The organism is Clostridioides sp. ES-S-0001-03, assembly GCF_020676075.1.
Taxonomy (GTDB): domain Bacteria; phylum Bacillota; class Clostridia; order Peptostreptococcales; family Peptostreptococcaceae; genus Clostridioides.
The window spans coordinates 372,061-387,830 of sequence record NZ_JACVWJ010000004.1; the positions used below are offsets into that span (position 1 = coordinate 372,061).

The window sequence follows — 15,770 nt, forward strand, 5'->3', positions numbered from 1 at the left end:
GATAAAAATCTAACTTAATTTTTATTAAAAGTAATTGTAACTTTAAATAAATCTCCATCTATATCTATCTTCATTTTACCACCTTGTAGCTCTACAAAACTTTTTGCTATTGCTAGACCAAGTCCAGAGCCTTCTGTATTACGTGACTTATCTCCTCTTACAAATCTCTCCATAATATCATCTACACTAAAATCAATTTCAGTTGCTGACATGTTTCTAAGCATGATATTTACTTGTCTATCTGTTTCTAAAATATCAATATATACTCTTGAATTTGGCATTGCATATTTACTTATATTTATTATAAGATTCTCAAATACTCTAAATGTACGTTGACTATCTAATGGTAATATTATTTTTTCGCTAGAAAAATTATTTTTTATTTTCAGTGATGACTCTGCTATCTTATCATCTAATTCTAGTAATGTCTGTTTCATTAGAGATATAATATCTACATTTACTATGTTTAAGTGTACATCTCCACTATTTACTTTGCTCACTTCAAATAAATCTTCTATTAAGTGTTGTAGTCTTTGTGACTTTCTATCCAATGTATCAATATACATTTTACGATTTTCATCTGTTATATTTTCATCCTTTAGTAAATCTATATAAGTGATTATAGATGTCAAAGGTGTTTTTAAGTCATGTGACACATTTGATATAAGCTCTGTTTTCATTTTTTGACTTTTAACTTCTTCATCTACAGCTTTTTTAAATCCAGATTGAATATTTCCAAGCTCATCTTTAATAGGATTAAAGAACCCTAAATCATCTTCCATATTTGCTTCTAAATTTCCATCTGAAATTTTCTTTGTAACATCTAAAAGTTGATTGTATTCACGTATTGTTTTCTTGGAGTAATCTGACAATACCTTAAATAAAACTATTGAGTAAATTAATGCAAGTATTATTCCAAAGAACCACATACTACACATTATAACTATAATTAATAAGTTTACTGCTAAAATTATAGCTATAGTTTTATTTGGCTTTTCTTTTAAATTTGTCATTCTAACTTGATTAATAACTACTTTACTTGATTTTTTAAACCATTTTAAAAACATCCCTGTCAAAGTATTTTTTACAAAGTACTCTTTTATTCCAACGTTTAGAATATGTTTTAAAAGTACTATAAATACAAATATTATTGAGAAGATTACAAACCAATAAATTAAATTCATTGAGCTTACTAATATATTTGCCATTTTACCACTTATATCATTTTTTATTAGATACTCGACATAATTTCCATTCAATGTGTTACTTATTATATCAGTAGGATATAAAGCTACGATACTCTGTATAATAACAATAGCAATAAAAAGTAACTCTAACGGTATTCTTGTGATTATCTCAAACCCTAATAACTCTTTAGATTTTCTATATGGAAATGCTACAGCTACAATTACAACTATAGATATTATGATTTTTATAATCATTGCAGAAATTTCATAATAAGAATTATTCTCTACATTATTTATATATCTACTTATATCATCACTACTATAAATCATCCCATAATTATTATATGAGCTATATGAATTATCTTGGCTTATTACTTTAGGTACCGCATATACCAATGTTTTATTTTTTATTGGAGATAATTTATATGAGATTGAATTTCCATCTAAATCTGTCTCCATCAAATCTTCTCTAGATTTAGATAATAACATTTGGCTGATAATCTTTTGGTCTACTCCATAAGAGTCTACAATATTTACTTTTCCATCTTTATCAAAATTCATCACAAGGTAAAACCTATAATTTGCTTTTATATTTTTAATCTTTTCTTGTCTTTCCTCATCATTCATAGTTGTCTCTTGAGGCTGCTTTTTATCAGATTCCTCTTTTGAAGTGTCATTTTTTGTTGTATCCAGTGCTTTTAACTCTTTATTCTCATTAAAAAGCTCAAAGTTATTTTCTTTATCAACTAAATAGTATTTTAAGTTTTTACTTGAATTATCAATAAAAGATTCCCATTCATCAAATTTTTCATTAAAATCTGCATTAATACTCTCATCAGTGTAATAGGTTTCTGAACCTTCATATGCGCTTTTCTCTTTACTAGTATTTTTTATATAATTTATAGTTTCTTCACTTAAAAAAAGCTTCGAAGGTTGTATCATCTTACCTTCTTGTTCTTCTTTCATATTGTGGTCTAAAACATAACTTCCTTTATATATGCTATCTACAAATCCTTCTTGCTCAAATGGATTTTTAGCTCCACCTTTAGCAGCTGACTGTATAGTCGAATATTGGCTAATCATACCTAATGATGCTGATAACATAAGTATAAAGACTATCACACTGATTATATATTTTTCCTTAAATTTTTTCGATTTTATATCCAACACCCCACACCACCTTTAAATATTTTGGATTTTTTGGGTCAATTTCTATCTTCTCCCTTATATTTCTAACATGTACCATAACTGTATCTGTGTTTACAGCATTTTCATTCCAAACTCTTTCATATATTTCGTCTGCAGAAAAAACCCTTCCTGCATTTCTCATAAGTAAACTTAATATCTTAAATTCTATAGGAGTTGTTTTTATATAATTTCCATCAATACTGACTTCTTTTGTATTTTCATTTAATTCTAATCCACCTATTACAAATATACCTTCATTATTTTCTGAACTTTCTTCTTTATTTTTTATCATATTTAGATACTTAGTATATCTTCTAAGTTGCGAATTAACTCTAGCCAATAACTCTAATGGTTTAAAAGGTTTTGTTACATAATCATCCGCTCCGATGTTAAGCCCCATTATTTTATCAACTTCTTCTGATTTTGCAGATAACATTATCACTGGAAAATTATGATTTTCTCTAAGTTTCATTGTAAGCGTTATTCCATCCATTTGAGGCATCATTATATCAACTATAGCTAAGTGTATTTCTTGGCTTTCTATAATTTTAAGACCTTCCAATCCATTGTAACCTTTAAAAACATTATACCCTTGATTTAAAAGGTATATTTCTATAGCATCTGCTATTTCCTTTTCATCTTCTACCACCAAAATATTATATGAATTCATTTTAATCTCCTTTATATCAATTAATTTATAAACTACCTTTACATATATGATTATACAATATGATAGAAGTTTTTCCATTTTTTTATAAATTTATAGTGGTCTATTCTAATTATTTATCTTTGATGTCCATTTTAGAACCCTCCCTTTAATTTAACTTCAATACTGTTTTACTTTATTTATATATCTAATATTAAAGCTAAAAACTTAAGATATTATATATACTTTTCTAAAGATTTTCTAAAGATTTAAATTTACTTGTTTTAATATACACAAAAAAAGTAGGTATTATTGTATTAATTAAATCAACAACCTGAAACATAAATTTAATATCAATAAAATCTACTTTTTAGTTTTTGCATACTTATTTTTAGTTTATTTACTTTTTATAAAAATTCTTGTTTTTATTTTATAAATGTACATATGTCTTCCACTGGTTTTTTAGATGGACTTCTTAAGTTGTCTTCTGGTACTCCAAGTGCTAACATTGCACCTAAGAAGTATTCGCCTTTTTCAAACCCTGTTTCTGCCTCTAAAACAGATTCTATCTCATCTGCTGCATAGTTTTGACTTGTCAACCAACAAGAACCATACCCAAGTTCAATTGCTGATAATGTAAAGTTTTCAATTGCTGCTCCTAAACTTTGCATGCCTGGATTTCTTATAAATAACTTATCTATAGTCTCTTTAGGTGCATTTATAAGTTCTAACTCATAATAGCCTGATGGGTTGTATACCTTTGTAAAAACTAATACCAAAACTGGAGCTTTTAAATAAAATAAAGTAAAGTTTGGCACAAATTTTCTAAATCTATTAGCTTTTTCTACTGATACTTTGTCCATCTCTACAAGTATTTCTTGTTGTTTTTTAGTTATCACATCTGCTATCTTTTCCATTAAATCACGACGCTTTATAACTACAAAATGCCAGTTTTGAATGTTTTTACCTGATGGAGCTGCCCCTGCTGCTTTTACCATTTTCAAAATATCTTCATCTAAAACATCTTGTTCTTTAAATTTTCTTACACTTTGTCTTTTGTAAATAGTATCTTGTAATTCCATTTTTAAGTCCCCCTGTAGATTATTTTTTTAATTTAAAAACAAATTTTAAACTTCCCTTATTTTAATATATCATGTTCTAACAAATCTTTAAATGACTCTATAGAATAATCATACTCATCCACATTTCCAAAACCATATTTTGCATATACAAAAGGAATCCCAGCAAATTTAGCACTATTTGCATCCCCTTGAGTATCTCCAATATAGATTGGATTAGTTAGTTTATTTCTATCAATTATGAGTTTATTATTTTCACCTTTATGCAATCCAGTATTTCCAGGACACTCAAAATCTATAAAGTAATTTTCTAGCTTATGTGCTTTTAAAAAAGATTCTATATATCCTTTTTGACAATTACTTACTATAAATAATTTATATTTTTTAGATAATTCTCCAAGAGTATTTTCTATGTCTTCAAATAATTTGCCTCCATATTCAGATAAGTAATCACATTCTCTTGCAGAACATTCATCTAATATATTCATTCTTTCTTCTTCATCTAAATCTGGAAAGAAACGCTTTGCTATTTCATCAAATGAAAGGCCCATAACACTTCTAAATAATTCTACTGTAACATTTAAACCTATATCCTCACGTTTATCTAAGACCTCTTGCCATACCTTACATACTCCTTCAGTTGAATCCCATAGAGTTCCATCTAAATCAAAAATAATACTGTCTATCACAAAAAATCCCCCTTGCGTCAAAAATTATTATTTATTTATAATTATATATTAAAAAGCAGATACAATTATAAATATATTTTACTTGATTGTATCTGCTCTGTAATATAAAATCAATTATTAAAGTCCATTTTTATAAATTTCTAATTACAAGTACACATCCCTGCTCTACTTTAATTTTACAAGAATTCCCTAACATAACATTGGATATTCCAATAGGTACTGAATACTTCATATAATAATCATCCAAAGGATATTCCAAGCCAGTAAGTGTTACTCCTTTAGCATCTCCTTTTACAGCTATTACAGAAATAGTATCTCCTTTGTTTCCAAACAAGGTAAATTCTTCATTTTCAACTATATACATCTCTTCTTTATCTGAGAGTATCCTAGAATATATGCCATCTTCTTTTAAATAATATAATAGCTTTATATTTGCAAGGGTATGGTCAATTCTCCCACCTAAAGCACCAAAAAAATCAATATGGTTAGCTTTAAGAGTTTTAGCTAAAAAAAGACATAGTTCTGTATCAGTTTCATCCTTTTTAGATGGAAATTTTTCAAATTTAACACCTTGATTTCTATAGAAATTTATCTTGTCTTCTTCTACTGAATCTAAATCTCCCAAGATATAATCTGGTATTATATCCATTTTGTAGGTGTGATTTGCTCCTCCATCTGCACATATTATGCAGTCATAACATTCTTTAAGTATAATATCTCTTGTAATTTTATAATCTTCAATTTCACCATTTAAAACAATACAGATTTTCATACCTAAGTCTAAACTAATTCTTCAAGAGAAGCATTCTTTCTAAATAAATTAACTGTTTCTTGAATGTCATCACTTCCAAATATTGCAGAGCCTGCTACTATTACGTTAGCTCCTGCTTGCACAACTTCAGCCACATTTTTAGGACTTATACCACCATCAACTTCTATATCAATATTTAATCCTTTACTATCTATAAGTGTTTTTAATTCTTTAATTTTATCTAACACACAAGGTATGAATGATTGTCCTCCAAATCCAGGATTAACAGACATTAAAAGCACCATATCTAAATCAGATAGTACATGTTTAATAGTATCTATTGGTGTTGCTGGATTAAGCACTACACCTGCCTTTATTCCATGTGATTTTATATTTTGTATAGTTCTATGTAGATGTGTACAAGCTTCCTGATGAACAGTTATTATATCACATCCTGCTTTTACGAACTCTTCAATATATTGGTCTGGATTCTCTATCATTAGATGAGCATCAAATACCATATTTATATTCTCTTTTTTTAAACTTTTAACTACAAGTGGTCCTAGTGTGATATTTGGTACAAAATGTCCATCCATTACATCGATATGAAGATATTCACATCCTGCACTTTCCACTTTTCTTACATCCTCTAATAATTTTGCAAAATCTGCTGATAATATTGATGGTGCTAATTTAATCATGTTTCTAATACCTCCTACTGTTATTTTGTCTTATTTCATTTAGTAGCTGTATATAACTATCATATCTTTCTTTAGATATTTCTCCATTTGCAACAGCTTCTTTTATAGCACAATTAGGTTCATTTTCATGAATACATTTTGAACCAAACTTACAATCATTAAATTTATCAAATTCTATAAAATAATCTTTAAGTTCAACTTCTTCTATGTCTTCAAGTGCAAGTGAACTAAAACCTGGTGTATCTGCAACCATTCCACCAAACTCCAACTTTAAAAGTTCAGCATGACGAGTGGTATGTTTTCCTCTTTTTATTTTATCACTTACTACACCTGTTTGCAGTTGAAAATTTTCATCTATTTCATTTAATAAACTCGATTTTCCAACTCCAGACGGTCCTGCAAATACTACTACATTTTCTTTTAATTCATCTTTTACTTTATCTATATTTAACTTAGTGACATTACTTACAGGAATAACCTTATATCCACTAAGCTCGTATATCTTTTTAACATGCTCTAATATGTTATCATCATCTAAATCTGCTTTTGTAAGGATTATTACAGTTTCTAAATTTTCTTTTTCTGCCAAAACTATAAATCTATCTAAAAGAGATAAGTTTGGTTTAGGATTTTTTATTGCAAATACTATTAGTGCCTTATCTACATTTGCTATAGGTGGTCTTATAAGTTCTGTGTCTCTACTATCTATTTCTTCCACAATTCCCTTTTTTTCATCTTCATCAACAACACTTATTTTAACTCTGTCACCAACTAAAGGTGTTACTTTTTGCTTTCTAAATATACCTCTAGCCTTACATTCATAAAGACCTTTTTCTGTATCTACATAATAAAATCCACTAATCCCTTTTATAATTTTTCCTTCTAGCATCAAATACCTCCCTTTATAAAATTATATAAACCTATACTGTTTATGAGTAGTATATAGTGTTATTCTTTCCTATTTTTATATAATACCACATTTTTTTTAAATAACAAATCCTCCGTTTGGGCTAATTACCTGACCAGTAATAAAACTTGATTTATCAGATGCTAAAAAAATAGCACAATTTGCTATATCTTCTGGTGTTCCTAATCTCATTAAAGGAGTTTCCTCTACAAGAACATCTATCTCATCTTCATTATATTCAGATAACATATCTGTATTAATAACTCCTGGTGCTACGCTATTTACTCGAATATTTGATGGAGCAACTTCTTTAGCTAATGCCTTTGTCATTCCTATTATACCTGCTTTTGATACAGAATAATGTACTTCACAAGAAGCACCTGATATACCCCAAATTGAAGATATATTAATTATGTTTCCTTTTTTTTCTGATATCATGTATTTTAAAGCAATTTGTGAACAATAAAAACTTCCTTTCAAGTTAATATTCATCATATTATCCCAATCTTCATCAGTTATATCTGTAAATAACTTATCTTGGCTTATACCAGCATTATTTATAAGTACATCTAATCCTCCAAACTCCTTTATACAATAATCTATCATATTTTCGACTTCTTCTCTATTTGAAATATTAGCTTTAAATAATTTTACAGAAAAACCCTTTTCGTTTAATACAGTATATAATTCTTTAGCCTCATTTTCTGATTTATTAAAGTTTATTAATACATTATACCCATCTTTTGCAAATATTTTAGATATTGCTCTTCCAATTCCTCTAGAGCCTCCTGTTACCAAAACTGTTTTATTGTTTTTATTCATAAATATTTATCTCCCTTATAATTAATCTAATATTTTATACAAAACAAACTGCCCCTTTAAAGAAAATAATTTCTATAAAAGGACAGCTTTTTATTTTTAGCTACTATTTATTCTGATTTACCAATATTTCCACCAGTTCCTGATGGAGTTTCTCCAGTATTTCCTGAGTTTGAACCTCCTGAGTTATCTCCACTATTTCCGGAGTTTGAGTCTCCTGAATTATCTCCATTATTTCCGGAGTTTCCTCCACTATTTCCTGAATTATCTCCACTATTTCCAGAGTTTCCTCCACTATTTCCTGAATTTCCTCCGTTAGTTCCTGAGTTTGAACCTCCTGAACTTCCTCCACTATTTCCTGAGTTTGAACCTCCTGAGCTTCCTCCACTATTTCCTGAGTTTGAACCAGGTGTTGTTGTATCATTCTCATCTGGTGTTGTTGGAGTCTTATTTGGTGTTGTTGGTGTTGGCGTATTTGATTTCTCTGAGCCTTTGCTAACATATAGGTCTATTTCATCACCTTCTTGAACACTTGATGAACCAGAACTAGGGCTCTGACTTAAAACTGTACCTTCTTTATATACTGAACTATACTCATACTTGACAGTTCCAACTTTCAATTTATTTTCCTCTATAATTTTTTTTGCATTAGTTAAAGTAATACCTACTACATTGGGAACTGAAGCTTCGTTTGCACCTTTACTTACAACGACATTTATGGTGTCACCTTTTTTAATATTTGTACTTCCACCTTCAGGTGTCTGCGATATTATACAATTTTTATCTACCTCACTGCTATACTCTTCACTTTTTACACTTAAGGACAATCCTTCTTTTTCAACTGCACTCTGTGCTTCCTCTAATGTCATATTCACAAGATTAGGAACAGTTAAATCTTTACTACCAAATCCTCCAGCAAATAAAAATTTATATGCTAAGAATACTTGTGCACATAAGATTACTATCAAAACTGCCGCGACTACTTTTAGTCTTTTTCTAGCTTTAGGACTTTCTTGTTTTTTCTTCTTTTTCTTAGCCCTCTTACTTTGAGTATTCTTAGGCTTTTGATTCTTTTTAGCTCTCATTATCTCTTCCTCATCTTCATCGTCTTCATCTTCTTCTTCATAAAAATCATCATAATAATCTTCATCTTCATCTAAATCAGCAACTTCTATAGGTTTAACTACTTTTTCCGGAACTGGCTTTGCAAGTACTGGATTTACAGCTTTATTAATCTCTTTTTCATCAATTTTCTTCGTTGCAAAATCATCGTATTCCTTTATAAAATCTAAGTCAATATTTTTTTCTATATAATCTATATCTTCTATTAACTCTTCAGCAGTTTGGTATCTATCTGCACTAGATTTTTCTGTAAGCTTTTTTATTGTAGTTCTTACACTTTGAGGAATCCTAACTTTTTCTTCTGATGTAAAATCTATATCATCATTGATATGTTGAAGTGCTATAGAAATTGGGCTATCTCCTCTAAATGGTACTTTTCCTATCAGCATTTCATATAAAACTATACCTAAAGAATACAAATCTGCATTATTAGTTACAAACTTTCCTTTAGCTTGCTCTGGTGAAAAATAGTGTACTGAGCCTATTATACTACCAATATTAGTCATAGTTGAATTTGAGACAGCTTTGGCTATACCAAAATCAGCTACTTTTACTACTCTTCCTTCATTGGATATGAGAATATTATGAGGTTTTATATCTCTATGTATAATCCCCTTTTTATGTGCAGCACTAAGTGCCATAGCTATTTGTTTTGTTATATCCAGTGCGGTATATTCGTCTAATATCCCTTCATCCTGTATAATTTCCTTCAAATTTTTTCCATCTACAAATTCCATTACAATGTAGTGAACTTTTCCATCTTCCCCAACATCATATACATTTACTATATTTGGATGTGAAAGGCTTGCTACTGCTTCTGCTTCTCTTTTAAATTTTGTTAAAAATTCATCGTCATCTACAAATTCAGGTCTGAGTACTTTAAGTGCAACAGTCCTGTTTAATAATCTGTCTTTAGCCTCATATACAAAGGCCATTCCTCCATCACCAATCTTCCTGATGATTTCATATCGATTTCCTAAAATTGTATCTCCCACAATATCACCGTCCTAATTATACTTTTATTACTATCACCGAAACATTATCTTTACCAGAAACATCATTGGCCATGCTTATCAATTCATCACTTATATCACTAATTCTCTCATATTCGTAATCTAATATTAAACTTCTTATATCTTCGTCATAAATAAACCCAGTTAATCCATCTGTTGCAAGAAGTATTATATCACTTTTTTTGATTTCCTTCTTAAAAATATCTACAACAACCATATCATCTGTTCCAATTGCTCTAGTTATTCTATTTCTCTGTGGATGTCTTCTCGCTTCTTCTTCTGTAATAACATGAGCCATCATAAGTTCTTCAACCACAGAATGGTCTATAGTTATTTTATCAAATTTTTCATCTGTTAACAAATAACATCTGCTATCTCCAACATTTGCCACATATAAGACATTATTATACACTATAGCTGTAACTAATGTAGTTCCCATTCCTTCAAATGCTATATCTTCCATAGATTTCTTGTGCACAATTGAGTTTACATTATTATAAGCCTGTTTTAGTATATCATCTATATAGTCTATTTTTACATTATCATGCTGTAATAAGTTTTCTTTTAGAAAATCAATTATATTTTCTACTGCTAACTTACTGGCGACTTCCCCCTTTTTATGTCCACCCATTCCATCAGCTATGGCAAATATTCCTATTGGACCATGTTCTGTATCTATAACTTCTCCCTCACAATAGTCTTCATTGTTTTTTCTTACTTTTCCTATATGGGAGGCACAACTATAAACCATACGACTTCCTCCTTACATATTACTTGTATTTTCTTCTCAATTGGCCACAAGCTCCACTAATATCAGAACCCATAGACATTCTAACTGTAGCAGGTATATTATTTTTCTCTAAACTATCTCTAAACTTATAAATAAATGCCTTGTCTGGCTTTTCATATTCTCTTTCTTCAACCTTATTTATTGGTATTAAATTTACATGGCATAGCATACCTTTTAAAAGCTTTGCTAATGCCTTTGCTTCATTTTCTGAGTCATTTACACCCTTTATAAGAGAGTATTCAAATGTAACCCTTCTATTTGTCTTTTTTATATAATATCTACAGGCATCTAGTATTTCTTTAATAGAATATGCATTTGCTACAGGCATAATCTTTCTTCTTTCTTCATCATATGGTGAATGAAGTGATAAAGCCAAATTTATAGCTATTTTCAAATCAGCCAACTCGTACATTTTAGGCACTATCCCACAAGTTGAAAGAGTTATATGTCTATACCCTATATTAAGACCATTTTTTTCATTAATTATTTTTAAAAATTGTTTTGTATTTTCAAAATTGTCAAGTGGCTCACCACTTCCCATTAAGACAAGATTTGATACTCTTTTTCCAGTATCTTCTTGAATTTTAATAACTTGGTCTAAAATCTCCCATGGTTCTAAGTTTCTAATCAATCCATCCATTGTAGATGCACAGAAGTTACATCCCATTCTACAACCTACTTGATTAGAAACACAAACAGTGACCCTACTGTCATAATCCATCATCACAGTTTCTATTATATTTCCATCATCTAATAAAAACAAATATTTTTTTGTGCCATCTACCTTAGATTCTAACTTTAATTCTATATCTATATGACCTATACATGAAACTTCTTCTAATTTATTTCTCAAACTTTTTGGTATATTATTCATGTCATCAAAAGTTTTTGCACCTTTGTATATCCAAGAAAATATTTGGCTCCCTCTAAAAGGTTTTTCATCTATAGTTTTCATAAATTCCTTGAGTTCATCTTCAGTAAAGTTTTTTAATACTATTTTTTTCTCTTCCATTCTATTCACTACCTTATTCTCTTTAATTTTGCTATAAAAAACCCATCTATACCATGAATATTAGGATATATTTTTAAATATCCTTTATCTTGATTGTCTAAATCTACGTTTACTGTGTCAATTGGAGTCAATTCAAAATTATTATATTCTTCAATAAAAGAAGTAATTATATTTATGTTTTCCATATCTTGAACTGTACATGTACTATAGACTAAAGTTCCTCCAATTTTAACATATTTTGATGCATTTTCTAATATTTTCTTTTGTATAGAAGTAATATCTTCCAACTCTTCTTCTTTCTTATATTTAATTTCTGGTTTACGTCTTATTATACCAAGACCAGAACAAGGAACATCTGCTAAAACATAATCAAATTTATTTATGCTATTTTCATCAATTTCAGAAGCATCAAATCCTTCTACACATACATTTTTTAGACCAAGTCTATTTACAGTAGCTTTTATAAGCTTTAGTTTATGCTCAAAAATATCTCTAGCTATTACTTGACCTGTATTATTCATTAAAGTGGCTAAGTGAGTAGATTTTCCACCAGGAGCACTACATACATCCAAAATCAATGAATCTTCCTTTGGATTAATTACTTTCCCTACTATCATAGAACTTATATCTTGAATTGTAAATAAACCAGCCTTAAATAACTCATTATTTTCTATATTTTTTAATTTTTCGACTTTTATAGCTTCTTCCACCATAGGGACTTTCAAACACATAATACCCTTTTCATTTAATTTTTCAATAAGCTCTTCTCTGCTAATTTTAAGTGTATTTGTTCTTATATAAATACTAGGTTTTTCATTGTTTGCTTCTAATAAATCTTCAGTAAATTCTTGTCCAAAATTTTCTATCCAATTTTTTATAATCCAAGAGTTATAAGAATACTTTATAGATAAGTATTTTACACTATCTTCCTCAGTTATGTCCATTATAGTATCTTTATTTCTTATTTCATTTCTAAGAATAGCATTTATAAAACCAGAAGATTTTTTATCATATTTTTTAGATAACTTCACAGTTTCATTAACTGCTGCATAATCTGATATACTATTTAAAAATAAAATTTGATATGTTCCCATTCTTAAAAAGATTTTAACATAAGTTGACATTTTTTTTACTTTTATTTTTGAAAGTTTATTAATTATATAATCTAAGTAATATTTATTTTCTACTACTCCATAGATTAACTCTGTTGCAAGTCCTCTATCCATATCGCTTATTTCTAAGTTTTTAAAATGCTTATTTATTGCAATATTTGAATAGTTATTATTTTTCTCTATATCACATAATACTTTAAATCCAATTTCTCTTGCATCCATATAAATTTCTCCCTTTTATTAAACATAAAAAAGGGTTGTTTCTAAACAACCCACTTTATTTTTAGTCATCTCTTCTTTGAGCTATTAGTAACAATCTAAGTAATTGAAGTATTGAAACTAGTGCTGCTGCAACATATGTTAAAGCTGCTGCTGAAAGCACTTTTCTACTTTGTCTTACCTCACCCTCATCTATAATACCTAGATTTCCAAGTTGAACAATTGCTCTACTAGAAGCATTAAATTCTACAGGCAATGTTATTATTTGGAATAGTACTGAAGCTGAAAACAATAGTATCCCAATTTTTAGAAATGGTCCAGCCATAATAAATCCTAGAAATATTAAAAACCAAGAAATACTTGAAGCAAAGTTTACTACTGGCACCAAACTACTTCTTATTTGAAGAGGTGCATAACCTTTAGCATGTTGCATTGCATGACCACATTCATGTGCAGCTACTGCAACAGAAGTTATTGATGTTCCATAATATACATCTTCTGATAATCTTACAGTTTTTCTTCTTGGGTCATAGTGGTCACTTAAATGACCTCTAACCATTTCTATCCTTACATCATACAAACCATTTGAATCAAGTACTCTTCTTGCTGTCTGTTCTCCAGTATATCCTCTACGTGTATTTACTCTTAAATACTTATTTGTTGTTGAGCTCACTTTAAATTGAGCATATGCAGTGAATAATATAGCTGGAATTAATATAATCATCGTTGGGTCAAATCCCCAAAAGCCGCCATATACAGGGTACATAAATAACACTCTCCTAAAATATATTTTTATTATACATCCTCTTTAATATTCACATAACTTAAAAACAGTTTAATTACAAGCTAATATCTCTTTTCCTGTTAAAAAGCTTATAGCTTTTTCAATATCTACTATGTCTACATTAGTATTTATACAAGGTCCATTAGGTCTTTTATTAAATACTCCTAAAACAGGAATTTTTTTTATATCTTGTATTCCAGATGTTAAATCTCTCTCACATGCAACAGCTATAACAGCTTTAGGTTTATTGTCAATTATAATTTTTCTAGCTAGAGTCCCTCCTGTAGCTACAAATACTTTTACTTTAACACTTTTATTTAGCTCAGCTAATTCTCCTATATTGCATTTTCCACATTTTTTACAATTATCTATATCATTAGTAACTTTTAGTTTGCAACTATTCTCTTGAATACAATGAGGTATTAAAATTATTATATCCTCTGGATTAAAATTATATTTATTACTGTATATATATTCATTATTTAATTTTATATATATTCTTCTAATTTCACTTTTTGACATACCAAATGATGATGCAATAAAAGATATAATGGGAAATAATACACTAACAATTTTAAAATTTATTTTCATTATATTTGAGTTAACATTTTTTCCTTTAATTACTCTATACGTAACTATTGTTGAGCATAGTATTATAAGTATTAGTGATATTACTACAGCATTTATTCCTAAGGAAAATATTTGAGTCAAACTAATTATAAAAAAGTTTGCAACCCCCATTAAAATCCCTAATATTAAGACTAAGATACCAACACTTGTTAAATACTTTTTTATATCTGTCATACTTTTCACCTAACTCAATACTACACCAATTTCTATAGTATTTCCTTTTATATATTCTCCAACTAGCATTCTCTTTTTATTTGGCATCTGAATTTCTTCAATTAAAAGTACCTTATCTTTAGTACTTACTTTTATGCCATCTTTATTTACCTCAATTATTGTACCTGCTTCTTTGTTACTTTCTTCCTCTAATACTTTAGTTTTCCAGATTTTCATCGTTACACCATTATAAGTAGTATAAGCACTTGGCCATGGATTTACACCTCTAACTAGATTGTGTATTTCCTTAGCATTTTTTGAAAAGTCTATATTACCTAGTGATTTATTCATTATTGGTGCATAAGAAAATTCCTCATGATTTTGTACTTCTCTTGGAGCAGTTCCTGCTTCTATCAACTTTAATGTTTCTTTTAAAGTTTCTGCTCCTATATTCATCATTTTATCATGAAGTTCTCCTGCTGTTATATTTTCATCAAGATTTACTTCTGTCTTTAATATCATATCTCCAGTGTCTAACCCTTCATCCATATACATAGTTGTAACACCAGTTTTTTCTTCGCCATTGATTATTACCCAATTTATAGGCGCCGCACCTCTATATTTTGGAAGTAAAGAAACATGGACATTTATACATCCAAACTTAGGAATTTCTAATATTTCTTTTGGAAGTATTTGCCCAAAAGCTACAACTACCATTACATCTGGCTTTAAAGATTTCATTGTATCTATAAAATCTTTGTCTCTAGCTTTAATTGGTTGATATACAGGTATATTATTTTCAATTGCAAGTTCTTTTACTGGACTCATGCCAAGTTTTTTACCTCTTCCTTTTGGTTTATCTGGCTGAGTTACAACTCCTAGTATTTCATACTTTTCATCTATTATTTTTTGTAAACAAGGAACTGCTATATCAGGAGTTCCCATAAATACTATTTTCATCAAATCAA

The 15,770-nt window shown here is 28.8% G+C and carries 15 protein-coding genes; all 15 read right to left on the reverse strand.

The window, feature by feature from the left end; translation table 11 throughout:
- Positions 1–14: 14 nt before the first annotated feature.
- Positions 15–2,357 (reverse strand): sensor histidine kinase, encoded by a 2,343-nt coding sequence (locus IC174_RS10640; protein WP_227432489.1) that lies wholly within the window; start codon positions 2,355–2,357, stop codon positions 15–17.
- Positions 2,329–3,045: a response regulator transcription factor gene (locus IC174_RS10645; RefSeq protein WP_227432488.1), complete on the reverse strand. Its 717-nt coding sequence runs from the start codon at positions 3,043–3,045 to the stop codon at positions 2,329–2,331. The genes IC174_RS10640 and IC174_RS10645 overlap by 29 nt, the downstream gene beginning before the upstream one ends.
- A gap of 401 nt (positions 3,046–3,446) precedes the next feature.
- On the reverse strand, positions 3,447–4,103 hold the full coding sequence (locus IC174_RS10650) for a nitroreductase family protein (protein WP_227432487.1): 657 nt from the start codon (positions 4,101–4,103) through the stop codon (positions 3,447–3,449).
- Positions 4,104–4,159: 56 nt separating this feature from the next.
- A complete protein-coding gene (locus IC174_RS10655) occupies positions 4,160–4,789 on the reverse strand; it encodes an HAD family hydrolase (RefSeq protein ID WP_227432486.1) in 630 nt (209 codons plus the stop codon).
- Between the two features lie 130 nt (positions 4,790–4,919).
- Positions 4,920–5,561, reverse strand: coding sequence for a thiamine diphosphokinase (locus tag IC174_RS10660; protein ID WP_227432485.1), 642 nt, complete (start codon positions 5,559–5,561; stop codon positions 4,920–4,922).
- Between the two features lie 8 nt (positions 5,562–5,569).
- Positions 5,570–6,241, reverse strand: coding sequence for a ribulose-phosphate 3-epimerase (rpe, locus tag IC174_RS10665; RefSeq protein WP_227432484.1), 672 nt, complete (start codon positions 6,239–6,241; stop codon positions 5,570–5,572).
- Between the two features lie 4 nt (positions 6,242–6,245).
- A complete protein-coding gene (rsgA, locus tag IC174_RS10670; protein ID WP_227432483.1) occupies positions 6,246–7,130 on the reverse strand; it encodes a ribosome small subunit-dependent GTPase A in 885 nt (294 codons plus the stop codon).
- A 96-nt stretch (positions 7,131–7,226) separates the two neighbouring features.
- Positions 7,227–7,970: an elongation factor P 5-aminopentanone reductase gene (gene ymfI, locus IC174_RS10675; protein ID WP_227482877.1), complete on the reverse strand. Its 744-nt coding sequence runs from the start codon at positions 7,968–7,970 to the stop codon at positions 7,227–7,229.
- 107 nt (positions 7,971–8,077) lie between these two features.
- A complete protein-coding gene (gene pknB, locus IC174_RS10680) occupies positions 8,078–10,084 on the reverse strand; it encodes a Stk1 family PASTA domain-containing Ser/Thr kinase (RefSeq protein ID WP_227432481.1) in 2,007 nt (668 codons plus the stop codon).
- A gap of 16 nt (positions 10,085–10,100) precedes the next feature.
- Entirely contained in the window at positions 10,101–10,853 is a 753-nt protein-coding gene (locus IC174_RS10685; RefSeq protein WP_227432480.1) for a Stp1/IreP family PP2C-type Ser/Thr phosphatase, read from the reverse strand.
- Between the two features lie 19 nt (positions 10,854–10,872).
- Entirely contained in the window at positions 10,873–11,904 is a 1,032-nt protein-coding gene (gene rlmN, locus IC174_RS10690; RefSeq protein WP_227432479.1) for a 23S rRNA (adenine(2503)-C(2))-methyltransferase RlmN, read from the reverse strand.
- An 8-nt stretch (positions 11,905–11,912) separates the two neighbouring features.
- Positions 11,913–13,238 carry a 16S rRNA (cytosine(967)-C(5))-methyltransferase RsmB gene (gene rsmB, locus IC174_RS10695; protein ID WP_227432478.1) on the reverse strand — a complete coding sequence of 442 codons (1,326 nt, stop codon included), beginning with the start codon at positions 13,236–13,238 and terminating at the stop codon, positions 11,913–11,915.
- 61 nt (positions 13,239–13,299) lie between these two features.
- Complete coding sequence (locus IC174_RS10700) at positions 13,300–14,001, reverse strand: zinc metallopeptidase (RefSeq protein ID WP_227432477.1); 702 nt, start codon at positions 13,999–14,001, stop codon at positions 13,300–13,302.
- Positions 14,002–14,070: 69 nt separating this feature from the next.
- Positions 14,071–14,823 carry a DUF116 domain-containing protein gene (locus IC174_RS10705; protein ID WP_227432476.1) on the reverse strand — a complete coding sequence of 251 codons (753 nt, stop codon included), beginning with the start codon at positions 14,821–14,823 and terminating at the stop codon, positions 14,071–14,073.
- A gap of 9 nt (positions 14,824–14,832) precedes the next feature.
- A complete protein-coding gene (fmt, locus tag IC174_RS10710) occupies positions 14,833–15,762 on the reverse strand; it encodes a methionyl-tRNA formyltransferase (protein ID WP_227432475.1) in 930 nt (309 codons plus the stop codon).
- Positions 15,763–15,770 lie beyond the last annotated feature (8 nt).